The sequence below is a fragment of the Erwinia sp. SLM-02 genome (genome assembly GCF_037450285.1).
Classification (GTDB): Bacteria; Pseudomonadota; Gammaproteobacteria; order Enterobacterales; family Enterobacteriaceae; genus Erwinia.
In genome coordinates, this window is record NZ_JAQISN010000005.1 from 188,916 (window position 1) to 212,404 (window position 23,489).

At 59.1% G+C, this 23,489-nt stretch carries 20 protein-coding genes; 4 read left to right on the forward strand and 16 right to left on the reverse strand.

Annotated features, from left to right (window positions below; all coding sequences use genetic code 11):
* Positions 1-60 precede the first annotated feature (60 nt).
* Positions 61-1,047: an aldo/keto reductase gene (locus tag PGH32_RS22025; protein WP_337895142.1), complete on the reverse strand. Its 987-nt coding sequence runs from the start codon at positions 1,045-1,047 to the stop codon at positions 61-63.
* A gap of 163 nt (positions 1,048-1,210) precedes the next feature.
* On the opposite strand from PGH32_RS22025, the gene PGH32_RS22030 reads away from it, so the two are divergent.
* Positions 1,211-2,152, forward strand: coding sequence for a LysR family transcriptional regulator (locus PGH32_RS22030; protein WP_337895143.1), 942 nt, complete (start codon positions 1,211-1,213; stop codon positions 2,150-2,152).
* Here PGH32_RS22030 and PGH32_RS22035 read toward each other — a convergent pair.
* The gene (locus PGH32_RS22035; RefSeq protein ID WP_337895144.1) at positions 2,082-3,188 is read right to left on the reverse strand and encodes a glycosyltransferase family 9 protein; all 1,107 of its coding nucleotides are present in this window, start codon (positions 3,186-3,188) and stop codon (positions 2,082-2,084) included. The two genes, PGH32_RS22030 and PGH32_RS22035, sit on opposite strands and share 71 nt — an antisense overlap.
* A 206-nt stretch (positions 3,189-3,394) precedes the next feature.
* Positions 3,395-4,654, reverse strand: coding sequence for an alpha/beta fold hydrolase (locus tag PGH32_RS22040; RefSeq protein WP_337895145.1), 1,260 nt, complete (start codon positions 4,652-4,654; stop codon positions 3,395-3,397).
* A gap of 135 nt (positions 4,655-4,789) precedes the next feature.
* On the opposite strand from PGH32_RS22040, the gene PGH32_RS22045 reads away from it, so the two are divergent.
* Both PGH32_RS22045 and PGH32_RS22050 read left to right on the forward strand, forming a co-directional pair.
* On the forward strand, positions 4,790-5,668 hold the full coding sequence (locus tag PGH32_RS22045) for a LysR family transcriptional regulator (protein ID WP_337895146.1): 879 nt from the start codon (positions 4,790-4,792) through the stop codon (positions 5,666-5,668).
* Between the two features lie 237 nt (positions 5,669-5,905).
* Positions 5,906-6,886, forward strand: a complete 981-nt coding sequence (locus PGH32_RS22050) for an alpha/beta hydrolase family protein (RefSeq protein WP_337895147.1) — start codon at positions 5,906-5,908, stop codon at positions 6,884-6,886.
* A gap of 242 nt (positions 6,887-7,128) precedes the next feature.
* On the opposite strand, the gene PGH32_RS22055 is transcribed toward PGH32_RS22050, so the two are convergent.
* The 13 genes from PGH32_RS22055 to PGH32_RS22115 form a co-directional block, all read right to left on the reverse strand.
* On the reverse strand, positions 7,129-8,082 hold the full coding sequence (locus PGH32_RS22055; protein WP_337895148.1) for an oligopeptide/dipeptide ABC transporter ATP-binding protein: 954 nt from the start codon (positions 8,080-8,082) through the stop codon (positions 7,129-7,131).
* Complete coding sequence (locus PGH32_RS22060) at positions 8,075-9,061, reverse strand: ABC transporter ATP-binding protein (RefSeq protein ID WP_337895149.1); 987 nt, start codon at positions 9,059-9,061, stop codon at positions 8,075-8,077. Before PGH32_RS22060 ends, PGH32_RS22055 begins: the two co-directional genes overlap by 8 nt.
* The gene (ddpC, locus tag PGH32_RS22065) at positions 9,061-9,954 is read right to left on the reverse strand and encodes a D,D-dipeptide ABC transporter permease (protein ID WP_337895150.1); all 894 of its coding nucleotides are present in this window, start codon (positions 9,952-9,954) and stop codon (positions 9,061-9,063) included. The genes PGH32_RS22060 and ddpC overlap by 1 nt, the downstream gene beginning before the upstream one ends.
* A gap of 3 nt (positions 9,955-9,957) precedes the next feature.
* Positions 9,958-10,974, reverse strand: a complete 1,017-nt coding sequence (locus PGH32_RS22070; protein WP_337895151.1) for an ABC transporter permease — start codon at positions 10,972-10,974, stop codon at positions 9,958-9,960.
* Between the two features lie 56 nt (positions 10,975-11,030).
* Positions 11,031-12,590 (reverse strand): ABC transporter substrate-binding protein, encoded by a 1,560-nt coding sequence (locus PGH32_RS22075; protein ID WP_337895152.1) that lies wholly within the window; start codon positions 12,588-12,590, stop codon positions 11,031-11,033.
* The gene (gene ddpX, locus PGH32_RS22080) at positions 12,587-13,171 is read right to left on the reverse strand and encodes a D-alanyl-D-alanine dipeptidase (RefSeq protein WP_337895153.1); all 585 of its coding nucleotides are present in this window, start codon (positions 13,169-13,171) and stop codon (positions 12,587-12,589) included. Before ddpX ends, PGH32_RS22075 begins: the two co-directional genes overlap by 4 nt.
* Positions 13,172-13,187: 16 nt before the next feature.
* Entirely contained in the window at positions 13,188-14,054 is an 867-nt protein-coding gene (locus PGH32_RS22085; protein ID WP_337895154.1) for a MurR/RpiR family transcriptional regulator, read from the reverse strand.
* A 441-nt stretch (positions 14,055-14,495) separates the two neighbouring features.
* Positions 14,496-15,836, reverse strand: a complete 1,341-nt coding sequence (locus PGH32_RS22090; protein WP_337895155.1) for an LLM class flavin-dependent oxidoreductase — start codon at positions 15,834-15,836, stop codon at positions 14,496-14,498.
* Positions 15,837-15,853: 17 nt separating this feature from the next.
* Positions 15,854-17,452 (reverse strand): ABC transporter ATP-binding protein, encoded by a 1,599-nt coding sequence (locus tag PGH32_RS22095; protein WP_337895156.1) that lies wholly within the window; start codon positions 17,450-17,452, stop codon positions 15,854-15,856.
* A complete protein-coding gene (locus tag PGH32_RS22100; protein ID WP_337895157.1) occupies positions 17,452-18,288 on the reverse strand; it encodes an ABC transporter permease in 837 nt (278 codons plus the stop codon). The genes PGH32_RS22095 and PGH32_RS22100 overlap by 1 nt, the downstream gene beginning before the upstream one ends.
* Before the next feature lie 3 nt (positions 18,289-18,291).
* The gene (locus tag PGH32_RS22105) at positions 18,292-19,287 is read right to left on the reverse strand and encodes an ABC transporter permease (protein ID WP_314418981.1); all 996 of its coding nucleotides are present in this window, start codon (positions 19,285-19,287) and stop codon (positions 18,292-18,294) included.
* Positions 19,288-19,297: 10 nt separating this feature from the next.
* A complete protein-coding gene (locus PGH32_RS22110; RefSeq protein ID WP_443112825.1) occupies positions 19,298-20,893 on the reverse strand; it encodes an ABC transporter substrate-binding protein in 1,596 nt (531 codons plus the stop codon).
* Positions 20,894-20,945: 52 nt separating this feature from the next.
* Positions 20,946-21,506, reverse strand: a complete 561-nt coding sequence (locus PGH32_RS22115; protein WP_337895159.1) for a GNAT family N-acetyltransferase — start codon at positions 21,504-21,506, stop codon at positions 20,946-20,948.
* Between the two features lie 258 nt (positions 21,507-21,764).
* Here PGH32_RS22115 and PGH32_RS22120 point away from each other — a divergent pair, with 258 nt between their 5' ends.
* A complete protein-coding gene (locus PGH32_RS22120; protein WP_337895160.1) occupies positions 21,765-23,399 on the forward strand; it encodes a Na+/H+ antiporter in 1,635 nt (544 codons plus the stop codon).
* Positions 23,400-23,489: the final 90 nt, after the last annotated feature.

Genomic DNA, 23,489 nt, shown 5'->3' on the forward strand with positions numbered 1-23,489 from the left:
GATAAAAGACGGGAGCCAGCAGGCTCCCGCATCACCCTTCTGAGAACAGACAGCCTCCTGCTACCAGCGCTGATGTACCCACGGCGCAATTTTTTCCTGGTAAAGCTGCTTCAGTGCGGCCATCGTTTCCTGCGACAGCGCATCCACACCGCTGGCACGGGCGTTAGATTCCGACTGCGCCCGGTTTTTCGAACCCGGGATCACCACCGTGACGTCCTCATTCATCAGGATCCAGCGCAGGGCAAACATCGCCATCGTCACGTCACCGGTAATGAAACGGCGAATGTCGTCTACGGCATCCAGCGCCACCTCGTAAGGCACGCCGGAGAAGGTTTCTCCTTTATCGAAAGCTTCCCCGTTGCGGTTAAACGCCCGGTGATCGTCGGCGGCAAAGGCGGTGGCCGCGCTCATTTTCCCGGTCAGCAGCCCGGAAGCCAGAGGCACACGGGCGATAATCCCCACGTCGCGCCGCTTCGCTTCCTTCAGCAGCAGCTCGGCAGGGCGCTGCCGGAAGATGTTGTAAATCAGCTGGACAGAGGCAACGTTCGGATACTCCAGCGCCTTCAGGCCTTCCTCCACCTTTTCAACCGAGACGCCATAGCTGCGTATTTTGCCGGCGGCAATCATCTCATCCATTACCGCAAAGACTTCCGGCGAGTAGTAAACTTCCGTTGGCGGGCAGTGCAGCTGAACCAGATCCAGCGTATCCATTTGCAGATTAATCCGCGAGCGGTCGACAAAATCGTTGAGGTTCTTTTCCGTGTAGCCCGTCGCCTGATGCGGAGACAGGCGGCGGCCGAGCTTGGTGGCGATAAACGGGCGTTCGCCGCCGCGCTGGTTCAGCACGCTGGCAATGATCTTTTCAGAACGTCCGTCGCCGTAAACATCGGCGGTATCAATAAAGTCGACGCCGGAATCCAGTGCGGCATTCAGTGCTTCTTCCGCGTCTTCCACGCTGACCTCGCCCCAGGTGCCACCGATTGCCCAGGCACCAAAACCAATTTCCGACACCTTCTGGCCGGTTTTACCCAGTGTTCTGTGTTTCATCTTGTCGTTCCTTACTTTCATTGACTGAAAAGGGCGGCTGCAGCTCAGCAGGCCGGGAGGCAAAACTGCGTGTTGAAAGGAGCTTAGCGTTTACCCGACGGGATCTCCCGTGATAAAAGATGAGTGGGATTCATTCAAGCAATTAACCAGGTTCATCATTGTTATGGAACGTATCGATTTTGCCGATCTTCAGGCTTTTTTGACGGTGCTGCGCTGCCGCAGCTTTAAGCTGGCGGCCATTGAACTTGGGCTGTCCGCTTCGGCGGTCAGCCATGCGATACGGCGGCTTGAAGCGCGTCTGGATGCCCGCCTGCTCAACCGCACCAGCAGGGCGGTGTCGTCAACGGCGCTGGGCCAGCAGCTGGCGGAAAAGCTGGGCGAGGGGTTTGATACGATTTCGGCGGCGATTGAAACGCTGGATGCGCCCGGACGGAACAGCCTGGGCGCCCTGCGGATCAACGTTTTTGCCGATGCGGCAAGGCTGCTGGTTGCCCCGGCACTACCGGCGTTCTCCGCACGGTTTCCAGAGGTCCGGCTGACCATCGTGGTGGAGGATCGCCCGGTGGATATTACCGCTGAAGGCTTTGATGCCGGTATGCGCTACGGGCATCTGGTCCCGGAGGATATGGTCGCGGTGCCGCTGACTGGCCCGCAGCGGTGGATCGTGGTCGGTTCTCCGCAGTACGTTAAGCAACACGGTACACCCGCCTCACCGGCGGCGCTGGCGGAACATCGTTGTATTCAACTGCTGCTGGGGAATAACGCCCGCTACCGCTGGGACTTTGACTCGCCGGAAGGCAATATCAGCATCAATGTGCCGGGGAATATCACCATTAAGGACACTGAAACCACCCTCTCGGTGGCCTGCGCCGGAACCGGGCTGGCCTACGTGCTGGAATCGCGGGTTGAGAATGAGCTGGCTGCGGGGACGCTGGTCAACGTCATGCCCGAACACTCGGCTTACGGTGAACCCTTCCATATTTATTACAGCAGCCGGCGCTATGTCCATCCGGCGCTGAGGGAGTTTGTTAACATTATCCGCCTACAGCACGGCCTGCAGGCGCTTCCCGATCTGCTGCCTGAATCAGATCGAGCCGGCGGCTGAGATTACGCAGTGCGAAAGTGAATTCATCCAGATTAAGGTCGTTAATATTATTTCCGACGACGATAGTTTCAGAAATATCCTGCATGGCGGGCCAGCGCGTTTTATAATTGGCGTAAATGGCAACGGTGGGAATGTTAAAGGCGCTGGCTATATGGAGTATGGCGGTATCCGGTGTGATGGTGATGTAAGCGGATTTAATCACCGCGGCGGAGCGTTTTATTGAAGGCGGTAAATACAGGCGATAAACATCATCATATAACTGTGATAATTCAATCGCCGTATTCACGCCTTTAGGACTGTTAACGATGGCTATCGGCAGGTTAAATTCATGCCGGATGATGGCGATGATTTTTTTTGCCGTGGCGAGCGTGAACGTTCGCTCTTTAACACTTCCTTCAAAATTAAAGGCAATATACCGACCGGTTATTTCTAATTCATGGCGAACTTCCGCCTGAACCGCGTTGCTGACGGGGAATTCAAACTGCGCCCTGACCACAGGAAAACCGGCTTCCCGCATCATGATCGACCAGGTCATGGGGACCGGCGCGCGATAAAACTGATCCATTCTGGAGGCAGTCCGGCAGGCGGGAGAAAAGCATTTCAGCGCTAAACCAACAACCTGAAAATTGGTTTTTGCTTTTAATTTACGGACGAATAACATCGTCTTAAGATTGCTTTTTCGCATTGCCTCAATGCAGAGATCCGGCGTGCCGTAGCGGGCTACGATATTTTGTGCCACTGATTTTATCTCTGCCAGCCTGGCACGATCCTGAAAGGTCATCTCTATCACGGTGAGCTGAGTCTGGCCCAGGGTCAGTTCATCAAAAACCGGCTTATTGATGGTGGAAGCAACAATAATGACGTGTTCCACCTGCTGCTTTTCCAGCGATCGTATCACCGGGAAAATGGCCATCGCATCCCCGATCTGGTCAGGGATGTGAATGACGGCGAGCTTAATGTTTTCAGGACGTACTTTAACGGCTTGATAGTCATAGGGACTAAATACAATGCGCCTTAATAAATGCTTTAAGGACATGTTTTAGTCCTCACTCTTATCTGTTGAAAATCACAGCATCTTAGCAGTCACATGGGGTTAAGTATAGAAAGCACCGCTATAATGATGTAAAAAACAGTGTTGCCGAAAATTTATGATATTTGATTGAATTAAGCCGTAACAGGTTCTGGATATAATTAAATCCTGTAACGCATTATGAAGGATTTTAATATTCTTTGAATGTCCAATTAGCGCATATTCCCGCTCTGGTTATTAAACAGAAATGAAACGACAGCCTGTGTCACCGCGTCAGCTGATTCAATCGTCGGATGATGTCCCGTTTCCGCCAGGGTCCGCAGTGTGGCATCCGGGATCGCCTGCGCCATCTCAGCGCTTAACGCGGGAGGGGTTGCCCGATCGCTTTCACCACTGATAATTAATGTGGGCACGCTTATCAACGGCAGCAGGGCGCGGATATCGCCCCGGGTGAATACGGCCGCGTCCAGCGCCAGCGCCAGCCCGGTCCGGCTGTGGCCCAGCATCACGGCGCGTTCACGCTTAACGTCAACGGGATGTTCTGTAAGCCAGCGCTGGCCGTTGAGCCGGCGCTGAATATCCGCAAACAGAGATGCCCGCTGTTCGTCACTGCCGTTCAGTATCACCTCGCGCTGCGCTTGCCACTGTTCAAGCCGTTCCGGGTATTCCGCTCTGGCGCTGGTGCCGATAAGGATCAGTCCCGCTACGCAGTCCGGATCCCGCGCGGCCAGCCGGATCCCCACCATCCCGCCCTGGCTCTGGCCGATAAACGTCACTTTCCCCAGCGACAGTTCGCGGATCATCAGGGCCAGGTCGCCGCTGATATCATCCAGCGTCCAGCCGTCGGGGCGGAATCCGCTCTGCCCGTGGCCCGGCATATCCAGTACGATGCAGCGGTGGGTCCGGCTGAGCACGCGGACCTGCGCTGCAAAAACATCGCGGTCGACCAGCAGCCCGTGTGCAAACAGCAGGGTCGGGCCTTCACCGCAGTCGCGATAGCGATAGAGCGTGCCGTTGATTTTAATCTGCTGATCCTGCCAGCTGTCGCTGGCGTCAAAAGCGCGCTGCAGCAGGGCAGAGTCCTCAAAGATTTGATAACGAGCGATCTTCGAATCAGCGACGGTAAAATGAATAATCATATCGCTGCCGATGGTGTTTCCCGTGCTTAATACGGTATGCCGAAAGCGACCGATCGCCAGCACGCTATTGTTATGTTCGATCAGCTGATTTATGGCAAACACCTCGGGTTTAAAATGGTCCGGGAAGCGCTCCAGCCAGCCTCTGACCTGTTCGGGTCCACGCAGCAGCCCCGTCGTGGAAACGCGGGGATCGCCATCAATATGCCAGACCACGTCGTCAGCCAGTAAGGCCGTGGCCTCCGCGATGTTGCCTTGCGCAAAGGCAGCAAAATACGCGTTGACGACCGCAGTCGCGCTCCGTTTTTCCGTGTAGGTGTGTTCATTCTGTGTCATATCAGGCTTCCTCTGGCTTTTCAAATCATCAGGTTACTCATCATTGTGGCCAGTATAGGTATGGTGAATTTAGAAAAAAACAGACAAAATAGGACAATCATTTTCCAAAAACAGAAAACATCCAGCGAGACATTCATGATGGACTGGAACGATCTGCGCTTCTTTCTCACCGTTGCGCGCACGCAAAGTTTGACGAAGACGGCCGCCGCGCTGAAGGTCAGCCAGTCGACGGTGGCAAGGCGAATCAGCGCGCTGGAAAACAGCCTGAAGACTCGTCTGTTTGTTCATCATCAGACCGGCTACTTTTTAACGGATGCGGGTCAGGACGTGCTGCACTACGCCGAAGAAGTGGAAGGAAAGATCCTGGCGCTGGAGAGTCATATCTCCGGTACGGATATGCGCCCGGCCGGTAAAGTCCGACTGGCAACGGCGATGACGCTGGCCAGCCATCTGATTATCCCTGCGCTGCCGCGCTTTAACGCCCGGTTCCCCGATATCGTGCTGGAAGTGATAACCGGCATAAACACCGTTTCGATGTCACGGCATGATGCCGATATCGCACTCAGGCTGGTGCGCCCGGAACAGCAGTCGCTGAAAATTCGTAAAGTCGGGCGCATTGATTCGGCGGTGTACGCTTCAAAAGCCTATCTCGACGGCCATCCCCCTGTGGCAGACCATTCGCAGCAGGGCAGGGGCTTTATCACCTGGGATCCCGCCTTCAGCCATCTGCCATCGGCGAAATGGTTAAGTGAAACCTGTCCGACTGCCCCATCCGCGCTGGTCACCACCAGTCTGGTGGCGCAGATCGCGGCGGTGAAAGCCGGGCTGGGCCTGGCCGTGCTGCCCTGTTTTATCGCCAGACAGGAACCGGAACTGAGTGAGGTCATCCCGGCCGAACGCGTCTTTAACGAAGATTTATGGCTGGTGACGCATGCCGAGTTAACGGCATCCGCAAGGGTCAGGGCGGTGGCTGATTTTCTGGTAGAGATTGTTGCCGAGGCGGGGCTGCTGTAATCCGCGCGCCAATGTCAGCCAGCATGCCGTGTCCGGTATCCGCCGACCACGCATTTTGATGATCGTGGACGATCCTGCTAGTGTTATGCCCAGTTTTTCAGGAAATCCGCCCTCAGCAACGCCATCGCCGGCTGCGGAGCCGATCAAAAATCATTCAGCCGTCACGGATATGCAAAGGAAGATATGTCTCGCGGAAAAAGGGTTGTAAGTGTTGTTCTGCCAGTCCTGGTGATTTTAATGACGATCGTCATAACGGTACTGAGTCGGCTGCAGGCGTTTGAACTGCCCGATTCCGCCCGGCAGCAGACGGTTGTTTTCAGCCACGGCGAAGACAGACTTGAAGGGACATTACTGCTTCCTTCCGGCATATCGTCGCCGCCGGTGGTCCTGCTGGTGCATGGTGATGCAGCGCAGGATCGCTGGTCGGCAGACGGCTACCTGCCGCTGGTTAACTTTCTGATTTCACGCGGTATAGCGGTTTTTTCCTGGGATAAACCCGGCGTCGGTACCAGTCGCGGTAACTGGCTGGCGCAGACCATGGACGATCGTGCCGATGAGGCCGCGCTGGCGCTGGAAACATTGAAAACGCTCCCCGAATTGCATAACAGCCGCCTGGGATTTCTCGGTTTTTCTCAGGCAGGGTGGGTTGTACCGCGTGCCAGCCGACAGAGCCACGCCGACTTCGCTGTACTGATGGGTGCCGCAGTCAACTGGCGCAGCCAGGGATTATATTTTATGCGGCAAAGGTTGCTGTCGGAAGGCGTTGCTGCCGATGAAATAGCAAAAGCGCTGGCTGATGAAAACGAGATGTTCGACGCGCAGTATTCCCCACAAACGGTTTCACTTCCCTGCCTGTCCCGCTGCAATCGTCAGGATTTTGAGCGAAGAAATGCGCTGGCGGATGCCCGGGAAGATATTCGCCAGATGACCACGCCGGTGATGCTTATTATGGGGGAAGCAGATCGAAACGTTGATCCTCAGGAGTCGACAGAACAGTGGAATGCAACGCTGCCGGCCCGCACTCCTCGATGTCTTCAACAAATCTCCGATGCAACGCACGGCTTGCTTCGGCGCGGGCTGTTTGATTATCAGCTGACGACGCAGTGGCCATGGTGGAAGCAGGGCGCATTTCTGATGCTCGGGCAGGAAGCCTATGCGCCGGGCGGGCTGGAAACCCTGGCAGACTGGATCCAGCTGCAGCAGTGCCGTCCTGAATAACAGACGGTAATTTATCTGGACCATTTTTTCCTGCTTAGCGGTAACAGAGATCGCTGTATCTATTTTTTAATCTCCATCTTAAAGATGTGTGCGGAGTTAATAAGTTCATTAACTTATCGTATGTTGTAACTATTTCGATCGATTTGCACAGTCTTCGCGCATTTATTGCATCCGCAGCATCACTTCCCATGCCATCAGCCCTCCCCCGGGAGGTGAAACAGCGGGGGAAGGGTGTTCCTGACTCAGCCCGCAAACGACAATGCCTCCGCCCGCCAGCACCTTACCGCATTACCGTTATCCAGTGTCAGCAGGGGTTGTATCTCACGGCACCGTTCCGAGGCATGAGGACAACGCTCACGGAAATAACAGCCCGCTGGCAAGTGACGATTCCCTGGTAGTTCCGTATTGCTCGGAGCGCCATCCAGCGGTGCGCCGATGCGCGGAACCGACTCCATCAGCAATCGTGTATACGGATGCTGCGGTGCATCCAGCACCTGGCGCGTCTCACCAATCTCGACGATTTGCCCCAGATACATCACCGCCACGCGGTCGCTCATATGGCGAACCACAGACACGTTGTGGGAAATCAGCACGTAGGTGAGATTTTGCTGCTGTTGTAACGAAACCAGTAGATTAAGGATCTGCGCCTGCACGGAAATATCCAGCGCCGAGGTCGGCTCATCCAGCACCATAATGTCCGGCTGTCCCGACAGCGCGCGGGCAATGGCGATGCGCTGGCGCTGTCCGCCGGAAAAGGCGTGGGGCGGGCGGTCAAGATACTCAGGCCGAATACCCACCTTCGCGGCCAACGACTCGGCGAGCTGACGCCGGGGCTTTTCATCGGTACGCGACTGTATCCACACCGGTTCGGTAATAATCCGCCATACCGGCAGGCGCGGGTCGAGTGAAGAGAGCGGATCCTGAAACACCATCTGCATACCCCGGCCCAGCCACGAGTTTGGCGATCGGGCCAGCTCCAGTTTCCCCGACGTCGGTTTCAGCATCCCCATCAGCAGCTTCGCCAGGGTACTTTTCCCACAGCCGGATTCGCCGACGATGCCCAGCGTTTCGCCGCGATGCACCACCATATCCAGACCGTTAAGCGCATGAACGCGCTCGGTGACTTTCCCCCGCCAGTTGGTTCTGGCCGGGAAGTTCACGTGGACTTCGTTCAGTTCAAGCAGGGATTCAGACATTTACCGTCTCCTTTTGCGGATACCAGCAGGCCACCTGGCGATCGGCGCCGCCTGAAGCGCGCAGCAGCGGCGGTTTACCGCAGGCATCGCCCGCCGCAAAGCAGCGCTCGCGAAAGGCGCAGCCCGTCGGCAGACGAGCCAGATTCGGCACGGTGCCGGGTATCGAAGCCAGCTCCGCGCGGGGTTCAGCGCTATCCGGCGAGCATTCCAGCAGTCCGGCAGAGTAGGGGTGCGAGGGCTGCGTCAGGACGCTGGCCGTACTGCCGCTTTCAATCACCGACCCGGCATACATCACGTAGACCCGATCGCAGACCTGAGAAACCACCGCCATATCGTGGCTGATAAACAGCACGGCGGTGCCGGTGGCGGCAGCCTTTTCTTTTAACAGCCTCAGCACCTGGCGCTGCACCGTCACATCCAGCGCCGTCGTTGGCTCATCGGCAATCAGCAGGTCCGGTTCGCAGGAGAAGGCCAGCGCGATCATTACCCGCTGGCGCATCCCGCCGGACAGTTCGAACGGGTAGCGCTGCATCACGTTGTGCGGATCGGCAATCTGCATATCTTTCAGCAGCGATTCGGCGCGCTCGCGGGCCTGGCTTGCCGACAGCGGCCGGTGCTGGCGCAGCACGTCCACCATCTGTTTACCGATGCGGCGGGTCGGGTTCAGCGCGGTCATCGGCTCCTGAAAAATCATCGCAACTTTGTTGCCGCGCATCTGCCGCATCTCCGCTTCGCTGGCGCTCAGCACGTCCTGTCCCGCCACCTCCAGCCTGCCGCTGTTGACCCGATAGGAGTGTCGGGGGATCAGCTGCATGGACAGCATGGCGGTAACGGATTTGCCGGAGCCGGACTCGCCGACTACGCCGACGATTTCCCCGCGATCGATGTGCATCGATACGTTATTCAGTACGCTCACCTCGCCCTGATACACCGGGAAACTGAGGCGAAGGTTTTCAATGGTCAGTATTCTGTCCTGCATCAGTTACGTCCTCCGGCTTTCGGGTCGAGTAAGTCCTGGATGCCGTCGCCAAACAGGTTAAATCCGACGGCGGTAATCAAAATGGCCGCGCCCGGGAAGGTGCAGTACCACCACTGGTCAAGCACGTAGTTGCGGCCAATCGCCACCATCGCACCCCATTCTGCGGTGGGCTGCTGGGCACCCAGGCCGATAAAGCCCAGCGTGGCCGCCATCAGGATCGCACTGCCCACGTCCAGCGACGCCTGCACCACAAGCGGCGGCAGCGCGTTGCGCAGAATATGCCAGCTGATCAGGTGCCAGCGCGAAGCGCCAAAGGTACGGGAGGCCTCCACAAAGGTATGCTGCTTCACAATCAGTGTCTGACCGCGTGCCAGCCGCACATAAAACGGGATGCGCACGATGGCGATCGCCAGCATGGCGTTAAACAGGCTGGGACCGAGCGCGGCGGCCAGCGCCATGGTTAAAACCAGCGACGGGATCGACAGCATGATATCCATCAGGCGCATGATGAAGGCATCGCTGTGGCCGCCGAGTACACCGGACAGGCAGCCGAGCAGCGACCCGCTGATGCCCGCTACCAGCACCACGGCCAGACCGGCAGCAACGGACTGCTGGCTGCCAATCAGCACCCGGCTGAACAGATCGCGGCCCACCTCGTCGGTGCCGAACCAGTGCCCGGCCCCAGGCGGCTGCAGGCGTTCGGCCAGGTTAATCGCGTTGGGATCCTGCGGCACCAGCCACGGGGCAAAAATCATCATCAGCAGCATAAAAATAATAATCGCACCGCCCACCACCGTTAACGGACTCTGGCGGATCATCCACAGGCGGCGTTTCCATGCCGCAGCGCGGGGCGTAGCCCGGGCAACCGCAGGCTGTTGTTGAGTTAGCATCATCGGTTACGCTCCACGACCCATTCTTGGGTCAATCCACAGATAGAGAAGGTCGACAAGCAGGTTGACCAGCACGTAGGCGAAAGACACCACGACGGCAAAGCCCATCACCGCCGGGAAATCCAGTGCCTGAATGGAGGCAACCACATAGGCACCCATTCCCGGCCAGGCAAACACCGTTTCGGTCAGCACCGCGCCGTACAACAGATCGCCGAGTGCCAGCCCCAACACCGTCACCGACGGGATCAGCGCGTTGGGCAATGCATAGCGCACCACGATAGTAAATTTGCTCAGCCCGCTGGCCAGCGCCGTGCGCACGTAATCCTCGCTGAGCTGTTCCAGCATCGCCGAGCGGATCTGGCGCGCTACGATGCCCAGATGCACAAAGGCCAAAGTGGTGGCAGGCAGGATCAGATGGGTCAGCGCATTCCCAAACGCCTCCAGATCGCCGCTGAGCAGGGAATCAATCAGATAGAATCCGGTGACGTGAGCGGGGGGATCCAGCCAGTCATCCAGTCGGCCACCGCCGGGCAGCAGATTCAGCTTGCCGTAAAACAGCACGATAACGCCCAGCCCCAGCCAGAATGCCGGGGTCGATATCCCGGTCAGCGCCAGCAGGCGGACCATGTGATCCAGCCAGCGGTTTTTATATACCGCTGAGAGCACGCCCAGCGGGACGCCGACCACCAGAGCAATCAGCAGCGCGCAGAACGCCAGCTCAAGCGTGGCCGGGAAAAAGGTTTTCAAATCTTCCAGCACCGGCCGTCCGGTGCGGATCGACATGCCTAAATCGCCATGCAAAAGCTGTTCAACATAGCGGATAAACTGCTGCCACAGCGGCAGGTTCAGCCCCAGCTGTTCGCGAATATGCTGCACGATTTCATCGCTGGCGCGATCGCCGGCCAGCAGTCGCGCCGGGTCGCCGGGGATCAGATGCGAAATAATAAACGTAATCACGCAGACGCCGGCGACAACCAGCAGCAGCCCCCAGCTTCGCTGCCGGATTAAACTCCAGAAACTCATATGGCTTCCTTAGCAGGATCGAAACCGACCCTGCGGGATAAGGATGAAGGAACGACTTACTTACTCATCTCGGAAATATTGAAGATCTGTTCCAGCATCGGATTAAACACGTAGCCCTTAACGTTTTTATTCATCGCCACCTGGTAGTTCTTCTGGAATAAATAGACGTAGGCGGCTTCGTCAATCACCACTTTCTGCGCGGCCTGATAGAACTGGGTGCGCTGTGCCTGGTCAGAGGTCGACACCGCCTGCTTCAGCAGCGTATCCACCTGCGGATTGGCGTAATAAGAACGGTTGCCGGGCAGCCCTTTTTTGTTCGATTCAAACCAGTAGTTCATAAACATATACGGGTCAGCGAAATCCGGGCTCCAGTTACCGATTGCGATGTCATAATCGCCCTTGCCGATGCGCTCCCGCATGGTGGCATTGGCCAGTTTTTCCAGCTTGACGTTAACACCCAGCGACTGCAGATTGGCCTGCATTGACAGGGCAATCGGCTCCCAGTTCGGGTCGTTATCGGAATAGAGGAACGACAGGGTTTTCGGTTTATCCGCCACCTTGCCGAACGCCTCTTTCGCTTTGGTCAGGTCCAGCGAATACTGCATGGCGGAGGCGTCATAGCTCCACATCCCCTCAGGTACCGGCCCGCGCATCTGCTTGCCGTTACCGCCCAGAATGCCGTCAACCATGCCTTTGTAGTCGGTCGCCCACGACACCGCGCGGCGCAGATCCGGCTGATTTAACGGCGCTTTGGCATTGTTCAGGTACAGATAGGTGACCCGCAGCGCCGGATAATCATAAACCGCCACCTCACCCTGTTTTTTCAGCGCGGCGAACTGATCAACCGGCAGCGAGTCGGCAATATCCACATCGCCTTTCTCCAGCTGCAGGCGGCGCGCGGCGCTTTCGCTGATGATTTTCACCGAAACGCGTTTAAAGGCGGGTTTATCGCCGGCAAAATGCGGGTTCGGCACCATGACCAGCTGCTGCCCTTTCTGCCAGCGCTGCAGCATGTAGGCACCGGAACCGGCGGTGTGCTCGGCCAGATACGCCCGCGCATCGTCGCCCGCATTTGCCTTGAGCACCGCCGGGTTGATAATTGATGCGCCGTCGTTAGCCAGCGTATACAGGAACGGTGCGAACTGATCCTTGAGGGTAAAGCGTACGGTTTGCGCATCGACCGCTTCCACTTTTAAGTCCGCCGGGAACGCTTCGGACGGCCCCTGCTTAATGCGCATCAGTCGTTCAAAGGAGAGCTTCACCGCCTCGGCGGTCACTTCGCTGCCGTCAGCGAACTGGGGACCCTTATTCAGCGTAAAGGTCCACACCTTCCCGTCATCGGAGCTTTTCCAGCTGGCGGCCAGGTCGCCCTCCACGTCGGTCGAGCCTTTGCCGTTTTCGGTTTTGTACTTCACCAGGCGCTGATAGGCCGGGTAGGTCACGGTCCAGTCGTTATTATCAATGGTCACCGCCGGATCCAGCGTTTGCGGGTCGGCCGCTTTGCCGATCACCAGCATGTCCTTCGGCACGGCTGACATCGCCTGCGCGGAAACGGCAACCAGTGCCGCCAGTAAAAGTGGACGAAAATAGCCTGATGCTGTGTATGTCTTGTTCATGGTAAGACTCCGTCAATCGGTACGGGTGAAATACAGGAGAAAACATCATCAATAAGCGGATAAACCGACGCCTGCGGTAATTCAAAGTGCCACCATTCGGTCGCAATACCGGTAAAGCCCCCGCCGAACATCACCGCGTTAAGCAGCAGTCGGTTGCGCTGGGCAGCCTGCGCCAGTGCGGGATGGTAGGGATGGGATAATTCGTCCATTTCATCAAACCCGGTGCCCATATCCAGCGCGTGTCCATCGGCATCCAGCAGGGTGACGTCAATCGCCGTCCCCCGGCTGTGGTTCGATCCCTGGCTCAGCGGCACCACGTAATCCTGGTTGGGGCAGGCGCGCCACAGCAGCTCCTGGGCTTTCTGCGGGCGATAGGCGTCCAGCACCAGTAGGGTGAAGCCCGCCAGGCGGGCGATTTCAATACTCTTTTCCAGCGCCTTAACCGCATCAACGTGCAGCAGACACAGCGCGGAGCTGTAAATCTGCTGGCCGGTGATGTTGTCGGCCGTGGCATATTTCATATCGAGCTGTAGCTGAGGAAAGCGCTCAGCAATATCGATAAGTTGTGTTTCCCGAATCATGCTTTTATCCCTGCTTTTAACGTTCAAACTGACCAAATTCCTGCTGTAGCAGGCGGTTCTGTGCCAGACGGGCCGACAGTGTTGGCCCAAGCTGTTCCACTACGGCAGAAAGGAGAAGGTTATAAAGACAGCTCACCGGGGCGAGCGAGTCCCAGAAGCTGCCGGTATCGGTTTTCACCTGCAGCACATCGGCCTGATAATCTCGCGCCCAGGGGCACCACATGTCGGTGACCAGCGCCATGGCCACGCCACGTTCGGCGGCCACCCGGCAGAACTGCCGCGCCACGGTGGAGTAGGCGCGGGTATCGGTCAGCACCACGTAAGGCTTTTCATACCCGGAGTTGAGCGACTCAAGCCAGCTGCCCGAACTGCCTTCGGCATAGCTGACGCGCGGGCGCAGATACTCCAGATGGCTGAAAAAGGTATTGGCGATGCCCCGCGTCGACTGGATCCCCAGGATCACCACGGCATCGGCCTGCGCAATCTGTCGGCTGACCGCCATAAACGTGTCGGTCTGCGCCAGCTGATAGACGTAGCGAATGGCTTCCAGCTCCATATGCAGCGACTGATTCACCCGGTCGGGCAAGGCCTGCTGCTGCTCCCAGGAGTCCAGACGGTCGATCACTCCCCAGTGTTTGTAGGCCTGGCTTGGCGCTTCGCGCAGCTGGCTTTTCACATCCTCCAGATTGCGGAATCCCATTTTGCGCAGGTAGCGCCCCACCGTGATGCCGCTGGTGCCGGTGGCCTGAGCAATGCCGTCAGCCGTCTCAAAGGGGATCTGTTCCCGGTTGCTTAACAGCCAGGAGCTGATGCGCTTTTCGCTCGGCGTCTGGCTGCTCCAGGCGGCTTCAATCAGGGTGAACAGTTTGTTATTCGCGCTCATCGGGTTTCCGTGTTAGTTCGCTGTCATTCAGCTCATTGCTGACACAAAACTAACAAAGCACGATGCATGCCATCTTTGTGTGGTTATTTTTTATTGCAATAAATCATCATGTTATGGAGGTTATTTTCGCGGCGGCCATTTTCAGGCGTTTAGCCGTCAGAAAATTCAGCAGTGCAAGGCGAATGACAATTGCATCACATCAGTGCAACACGGGGGATTGATATGCCAAATCAACAGGCGTTGAGCGGACAATATTTAAACAAATGACAGAAGGAAGAGGATGATTGATAGGGAGCTAAAGGCGCCGTCGGTTGATACCCGACGCGGTGGGATAACGTCGGCAGCAGCCTTGATACAGGCGATTACTGTATTCCGGTGTGAATGTTTGCCTGTCTTGCCCGGCAAAACGATCTGCCGGGCAACGGGGAAGAAGGTGTCAGATCAGGCGCTCAGCGCCTGCTGTTCCTGCGCGGCAAACTGATTTTCCGGCTCGCTCAGACCGAGGTTTTCACGCAGCGTGTTGCCCTCGTACTCGGTGCGATACAGTCCACGCTGCTGCAGGATCGGGATCACCTGCTCAACAAAATCATCAAAGGCGGTCGGCGTGCCGCCGCGCACGATAAAGCCGTCCGCCGCACCGGAGCGGAACCAGTGCTCCAGCCCGTCGGCAACCTGTTCTGCGGTGCCGAAGAAGCCCGGCCTTGGCGTTGCCGCCTCCAGCGCCGTCTGGCGCAGGGTTAAACCGCGCTCGCGGGCATCGCGTTTGATGGTGTCGGTGGTGCTGCGGAAGCTGTTCTGGCCGAGATCGCCAATATCCGGGAACGGTTCATCCAGCGGGTGCTGGCTGAAATCGTAGTGCTCGAAGTAGCGGCCCAGATACTCCAGTGCTTTTTCCTCCGTCACCAATTGGGCGGTCTGCTGGTAGCGTTCCTCTGCCTGCGCCTCATCCTCGCCGATAATCACGCTGATCCCCTGGAACACGCGTATTGCGTCGGCGCTGCGACCCCGGGCTACCAGCTGGCGGCGCACGTCTTCACGGAACGCCCGTGCCAGCTCCGGCGTTTCCTGGCGGGTGTAGATGCCATCGGCGGTTTCGGCGGCAAACGCCTTGCCGGCTTCCGACGCCCCAGCCTGGAAGATCACCGGACGTCCCTGCGGCGAGCGCCCGACGTTAAGCGGCCCCTGCACGGAGAAGTAGTGGCCCTTGTGGTTCAGGGTGTGCAGCTTGCTGGCATCGAAGAATTCGCCCGTCTGCTTGTTGCGTACAAAGGCATCCGCCTCCCACGAATCCCACAGCCCCTTCGCCACCTGCAGATACTCGCTGGCGATGCGGTAGCGTTCGCTGTGCTCGGGATGACGATCGCGGGAGAAGTTCTTCGCCGAGCCTTCCAGCGGTGAGGTCACCACGTTCCAGCCCGCGCGGCCGCCGCTCAGCTGATCGAGGCTGGCAAACTGGCGCGCCACGGTGAACGGCTCACTGTAGGAGGTGGACAGCGTGGCGACCAGGCCGATTTTTTGGGTGACCAGCGCCAGCGCGGAGAGCAGGGTGATCGGCTCGAAGCGGTTAAGAAAGTGGGGAATCGACTGGGCGTTGATATACAGCCCGTCGGCGACAAACAGAAAATCAAACTTCGCCTGCTCCGCCTGTTTTGCCAGCTGCTGCACGAATTCAACGTTAATGCTGGCATCGCTCTGTGCGTCGGGATGACGCCACGCGGACATATTGCCGGACGGCCCCTGAATAATCGCCCCCAGACGCAGCTGGGATTGGGTCTGACTCATGATAGTGCTCCTTTATCTCAGGCAGCGCGGCCGGGCATCGCCGGCAGCGCATCAAGTAACTGTTGCGTCCAGGGGTGAGCGGGGTGGTTAAACACCTGCTCGACATCCCCGCTTTCGACAATCCGCCCCTCTTTCATCACCAGCACCCGATCGGCCAGATGGTGAATCACCCCCAGATCGTGGGAGATAAACAGCAGGGCGGTGCGGTGTTCCGTCTGCATATCGGCCAGCAGATCGAGGATCTGCGCCTGCACCGAGACATCCAGCGCGCTGACCGGCTCATCGGCAACCAGCAGCGCGGGGTTGGGTGCAAAGGCGCGGGCAATCGCCACGCGCTGGCGCTGCCCGCCGGACAGTTCACGCGGGTAGCGGTGCAGTAATTCACGGCTGAGGCTGACCTCATCCAGCAGCTGCAGCACCCGCTGACGGCGTGCCGCACCGAAGATCCCGCCGGTATCCAGACTCTCGCCAATCAGCCGCTCCACGTTGTAACGCGGGTCGAACGAGCTGAGCGGATCCTGGGCAATCAGCTGAAGTCCGGCGCGGCGACTGCGGCGCAGTGCCTCCGGCTGCTGGCTCCAGCGCTCCCCGGCAATCTCAATGCTGCCGCGCTGCGGTTCACTCAGCCCCAGCAGCAGCCGGGCCAGCGAGCTTTTACCCGAGCCTGACTCACCCACCACGCCCAGCGTTTCACCGGCACGCAGCTGGAAAGAGACGTTATTCACTACGTGGCGATCGCCGTAGTATTTATGCACGTTGCTGACATTGACCAGCGGCTCGCCGCTCACCACCGGGCGGGGAGGCAGCGCCTGCGGGCGTTCGCTGGCGAGGCGGAAACCGCGCGTCTGCGGCGTTGGAATCGCACGCAGCAGGCGGCGGGTCCACGGATGCTGTGGTGCGGTGAGAACCTGGCGGGTTTCCCCGCTTTCCACCACTTTGCCGTCACGCATGACCAGCACGCGATCGGCCAGCTCGGCCACCACCGCCAGATCGTGGCTAATCAGCAGCAATGCCTGGCCGTTTTCCCGCCGCCGCCGGAGCAGCGTCAGGATCTGTTTTTGTACCGTCATATCCAGCGCGGTGGTCGGCTCATCGGCAATCAGCAGCGCGGGCTGCCCGGCCAGCGCACAGGCAATCAGCACCCGTTGGCGCAGCCCGCCGGAAAGCTGATGCGGATACACCGCCAGCCGCTGCTCCGCATCCGACATCCCGGCCTCATGCAGCAGCTGCAGGCTACGCGCAGCAATATCTTTCACCGCAACCTGCTGGCTGGCCCTCAGCGCGTCGGCCAGCTGCTGGCCCACCGTACGCAGCGGATCCAGCGACACCAGTGCATCCTGCAAGACGTAGCCAATCTGGCGGCCGCGCACCTGACGCCAGTCGCGCTCGCCGTTGCCAAGCGCGGGCTGCCCCTGAATGGTGAAACGATCGGCATCGATCGCCGCGCCTTTGGCCTGAAGCCCCAGCAGTGCGCGGGCGGTCACGGTTTTACCCGACCCCGACTCGCCGACCAGCGCGACGGACTCGCCGGGCTGAATAGTCAGGTTAAGCCCGTCCACCACCGTCTGCGTGCCGAAACGAATCGAGAGGTTGTGAATATCAACAATCGCGGTCATCACTGTTTTCCTTCAAATCGTGCCTGCCAGTGGCGGCCAATCACGCTCACCGCCACCACCGTCAGGGTGATCGCCACGCCGGGCCAGACGCCGGTCCACCAGGCGTTACGCAGATAGTTACGTCCTTCCGCGAGCATCAGTCCCCATTCCGCCGTCGGCGGCTGTGGCCCCATGCCGAGGAAGCTCAGTCCGGCGGTACCGATAATCGCCGTGCCGAGGCCGAGCGTCGCCAGCGCAGGTACCTGCGCGATGGCGTGCGGCAGCACGTGCCGCCACACCAGTACAGGCCACGGCTGGCCAAACGTACGCGCCTGCTCAACGTAGCCGGACTGCGCAATCAAAAATGTCTGCGCCCGCACCATGCGGGCAAAGCGCGGCACCGACGCCACGCCCAGGGCGATAATCAGGTTGGTGGTGCCGGGGCCGGTAAAGGCGATCAGCATCAGCGCCAGCAGCAGATCGGGGAAGGCGGAAATCACATCCACCGTGCGGCCAATCACCTCATCGACCACGCCACGCGCCAGCCCGGCCAGCAGGCCCAGTGCGGTACCAACAACCACGGCCAGCCCGATAGCCGCTACCGATATCAGCAGGGAGTAGCGGCTGCCGTAAATCACCCGGCTGAGCAGGTCGCGCCCCAGCTGGTCGGTCCCCAGCCAGTGCTGCCACGACGGCGGCTGCATGGCATTCAGCGGATCGGCCAGCAGCGGATCCCCCGGTGCCAGCCAGCCCGGGAACGCGGCGGCCAGCGCCAGCACGGCAAGAAAAACAAAGGACAGCAACAGGGCAAGCGGAATGCGGCGCGGCCGTCGCAGAGCCAGTAACATCGTGGACATGGCTTACTCCTTTTCAGCCTGGCTGCGCAGTCGCGGGTCGATCAGCAGGCCGAGGATATCGACCAGCGTGCTCATCACCACGTAAACCAGCGCGGAGAGGATCGCCACCGCCAGCACCACCGGCATATCTTTCGCCAGCACCGCATCAACGGTGACTTTACCCAGCCCGGGGCGGCTGAAGACCTGCTCGGTGATCACCGCGCCGCTCAGCAGGCCGCCGACCAGCCAGCCGGTCAGCGTCACCGCCGGCAGTGCGGCATGGCGCAGCGCGTGGCGCAGACGCACGGTCACCCCGTGGATCCCCCAGGCACGCAGCGTCAGGGAAAACGGCTGATCCAGCGCATCCTCCAGCCCGCGACGCAGCACCTGCGACACTACTGCCCCCTGCGCCAGCCCCAGCGACAGGGAGGGCAGCACCAGCGCGGCGAAGTTGCGGTCGCCCGCCACCGGGAACCAGCGCAGCGTGAAGCTGAAAACGAACAGCAGCACGATGCCCAGCCAGAACGACGGGGTGGAGGCCAGCAGCAGTTCCAGACCGCTGGCGAAGCTCCGCCCCCAGCGCCGGTGCGCGGTCGCCACGGCAACCAGTACCGCAAACACCACGCTGACCAGCAGTGCGGCCCCGGCCAGCTTCAGCGTTGGCAGCAGCTGCGAAAACACCAGCTGGCCGACGTCAACGTTCAGCATATAGGAGCGGCCAAAATCACCGTGAACGATGCGCCACAGATAGTTGAGATACTGCTGCCACAGTGGGCGATCCAGCCCCCATTCCGCGCGGATAGCCGCTTCGATTTCCGGGGTGCGCACCTGTTCACCGACCAGCAGGCTGACGATATCGCCCGGGGCCAGCCAGACGGCGATAAACGACAGGCTGACCGCGGCCCACAGCACCATCGCGCCGCCGCTTATGCGCCCGGCAATGCGCCAGGGCAGCGAGGATGACGGCTTCGGTCGCGGCGGTTGAGCACCGTTGATCAGGGGGGTGGTTTCGCTACTCATGGCTCACCTGTTAATGTTCGCTCAGCCAGACGCTGTAGGCGTTTTCCGGCATCTGTTTAAAGGGACGGAAACCAATACCGTGGACGTAGCTGGCGGCGGCAATCTGGTCTTCCGGCTCGTACAGCGGGATCGCCACCGCGCGGTCGATAATCGCCAGCTGCTGCAGCTGCGCGTAGAAGCCACGGCGGGCCGGCACATCGGCGGTCGCGGACGCGCCATTCAGCAGCGGCAGGATCGCCGGGTCTGAAGTGCGGCTGTAGTTGATTGCGCCGCCGGCATTGACCGGCAGGTAGTGGTTTTCAATATCGATGCCGTCGGTTTCGGTATTGGAGTTGGCGATCGAGCCAAACTGGCCGCTGTTGCGCAGCTCGGTATAGGTACCGGAGTCGACGTAGCGCAGCTTCAGCTCGACGCCCAGACGCTGACGAGCCTGTGCCTGAATCGCCTGCAGCAGCACATCGCGCTGGTCGCGCACCGTCGCCTGCGCCTGGATGATTTCAATGCTCAGGCGCTTGCCGTCCTTCGTGCGGAAACCGTCGGCATCACGCGCCGTCCAGCCCGCTTCGTCCAGAAGCTTGTTGCCCAGCTCCGGATTATTGCCGTATTTACCCTCAACGCCGTTGGTGTACAGCGGATCGACCGGGGAAGTGATGCCCCAGGCGCGGGTGCGTTCGCCGCGATAGATCGATTGCAGGATCGGCGCCACGTCCAGCCCCTGTAACAGTGCCTGGCGCACCTTAAGTTCCTGCGTCGGGCCGTATTCCACGTTGAGGAACAGTGAATAAGGCGTACCGGTATTCAGCGCGTGCTGATAGGTGAAGTCCGAATTGTTTTTAAATTCACCGGCATCGTTACCGGAAACGCCTTCAATCGCGTCAACCTGTCCGGAAAGCAGGGCGCCCACGCGCACCGAAGACTCCGGCAGGAAGCGATAGGTCACACCGTCCAGATACGCCGGACCCTGATGCGCGGCGTCCGCCGGTGCCCAGTTGTATTCCGGGTTTTTCACAAACACGATCTGCTGGCCTTTTTCATAGCGCTGCAGGATAAACGGCCCGGTTCCGGCCACGGAAGCCCCGCCCGCTTTCAGGTCCGGCGACTGCCAGGATTTCGGTGAAATCAGCTTCAGGCCGGCGGCGAAGGCGAGGAACGGCGAGTAAACCGCCTTCAGATTCAGCACCACGGTCCGCTCGTCCGGGGTTTCAATGCTGTCGATATGGCGGCTCAGGGCGCAAAGGCTGGATCCCGCGCAGTAGGCCGGATCCTGAATCTGGCGGAAGTTCTGCGCCACCGCGTCCGCATTCAGCTTCGCGCCGTCGGAGAACTTCACGTCCGGGCGCAGGGTGAAGATAATCCGCTTGCCGTCCTGCTCCACGCGGTAGCTTTCCGCCAGCCACGGAACGAAGCTGCCGTCGGCCTTACGCGCCAGCAGTGATTCATAGGCCACGCGCAGGATCAGTTCGGCTTTTGACTGGCCGTTAAGCTGCGGGTTTAACGGTTTGGGTTCGGTTTCCACGCCCCAGGTCAGGGTGCCGCCGGAACGAGGTTCGGTGGCAGCAAAGGCGGAAGCGACGGATAAAGCCAGCAAAGAAACCGTAGCCATCATGGCCACTTTATTATTTAAGCGCATAGTTTTCCCGGAAAGGTAATAAAGATGACTAGGCAGTCAGTGAGTTTTCAATAAAGTCGTGAAGGTGTTCTTTAATTTTTACCTGCTGATAGCGCTGCTGATCGAGGACGCGGGTTAAATAAACCAGCTCCACGCCCAGCGGATTTACCGCCCGATGAAACGGCTGGTAGCCACGGCGTAAATAGAGCTGTGACAGCCACGGATGTTTAATGGCCGTCGCCAGATAAACCGCCGGGGATTTCAGCGTATCGCGCAGGAAGCTCTCCTCAACATAGCGAATAATCCGGCTGCCGAAGCCCTGGCCTTTACATGCCGGATCGACGGCAAACCAGTGCAGAAAGGGCCACGGCGACACCGGCTTACTGTCGACAGCCCACGGGAAACGTACCGTCAGCGTGGCAATCAGACGGCCGTCGTTTTCCAGCACGAAGGTGGATTCGCTGGCGATGACCGCGCGCACATCCTCCACGCTGGAGCGGGTAATAGTGAAGTGGATCCCCTGCGGAATAAGCGGCGCATAGGCGCGCTGTAATAATCCGTGCAGTAATTCTGCTTCTTCCGCTTTTGCTAAACGAATACGTTCAGTCATGAGTGCCGCCGCCAGAGCAATTAAGTTATAAAGATTATTAACAGCGCGGCAGGAAACTGTGAAAGATAAATATCTGATAACGATGCGCAGTTAAAATCTTAATCCCCTCGCCATCAGAAATTTCCTGTATCATCCCCCCCTGGCTGGCAGCCATGAAAAAAACCGGTGTTTTGAATGCCAGCCAGGCTTTGATGTTGTACCCACCAGGGAGAAGGTCTGTATGTGTTATGCCATTTTTACCAAAAGGGGAGGTTGCGTATGTCGCTGATCACCATTGTATTAGTTTTTATGATGGCCATTGTTGTTACCGTTTTTGTATCCCATTTGCTGTCTGCCAAAATCCCACTGCCGCTGATCCAGATAGCGGCGGGTGCCGCCCTGGCAGCGGGCGGTTTTCAGGTCGATTTTGATCCCCATATCTTTCTGCTGCTGTTTATTCCTCCTTTGCTGTTTCTTGACGGCTGGCGCATCCCCAAGGATGCCTTTTTCAGCGATCTAAAACCTATTTTGTCACTGGCCATCGGGCTGGTGCTGGTCACCATTATCGGCATTGGGTTATTCATCCACTGGCTGATCCCGGCGATTACCGTGGCGGCCGGCTTTGCGCTGGCGGCGATCCTGTCCCCGACGGACCCGGTTGCGGTCTCGGCGATGACCGCCAGCTCGCCGCTGCCCTCCCGTATGGGCCATATTCTTGAAGGCGAGTCGCTGCTTAACGACGCATCCGGCCTGGTGGCGTTTAACTTTGCCGTTGCGGCGGTGCTGACCGGCAGTTTTTCAGCCAGCGATGCGGTCACCCGGTTTGTGGTCATGGCCATCGGCGGTATCTTCAGCGGGCTGGTGGTGGTCTGGGCGACCGGCAAATGCAATAACTTCCTGATCCGCCGCACGCGCGAAGAGCCGGCGATACAGATCCTGATCAGTATTCTTATTCCGTTTGCTGCCTATATCCTTGCCGAAACCTTCCACGTGTCGGGGATTCTGGCCGCGGTTGCCGCCGGGATTGCGATGCACTACGAGCAGCTCTCCGGTCCACGCCTGCCCGCCACCCGCATGAAAAGCAGCGCCGTGTGGAACATGCTGCAGACCATCCTGAACGGGATGATCTTCCTGATGCTCGGTGAACAGCTTCCCCGCATGCTGCAGACGCTGCCGGACGTTGCCAGCCAGGCGGGCGTCTCCTCCCCCTGGTATCTGCTGCTGTATGCGGTGGTGATCACCCTGGCGCTGGGTGCGGTACGTTTCTGCTGGGTATGGCTTTCCATTACGCTGACGGTGTTTCGCCAGAAGCGCCAGGGTAAAGTCACCACCAGCCGCCCGCAGTTCAGCGCGGTGGCGGTGATGGCGCTGGCCGGGGTGAAGGGGTCGATCACGCTGGCCGGTATTCTGACGCTGCCGGTGGTGCTGACCGATGGCTCCCCGTTCCCTGGCAGAGACCTGCTGATTTTCCTCTCAATGTCGGTGATCCTGCTGTCGCTGATCGTCGCCGCGGTCGGCCTGCCAATCATGACTTCGTATCTGGCGGATGACTTACCCCATGATTCAGGCAAGGGGGCAATCAGCGCGGCGCTGACCGAAGCGGCGATTGCCCGGCTCAACGAATTGCTCAGCCAGCCCGTTGACGACCCGGAGGAAGAGGCCTTGCGGGCTGATGCCGGTAACCTGCTGCTGGAGACCTACCAGCGTCGCCTTCACTACAACGACAGTGACGACCAGAACGATGTCGGTCAGGAGCTGAAGAAGCGCGCCAGGATTGAAAAAGAGATGCAGCGCGAGGCGATCGTGGCCCAGCGCGCCGAGCTGTTCAGGCTCAAGCGCGCGCGCAACATCACCGACACCACCTTCCAGCAGGCGCTGAGAGCGATTGATTTAAAGGAAGAGAGCCTGCATTAACGGCTGGTATCACCGCTGACGGATGGCTCACTCGCAAAGAAACGAGGCCGTCAGCGGGCCTCGTTATTCAGCGATGGCGACCCCGTCCAC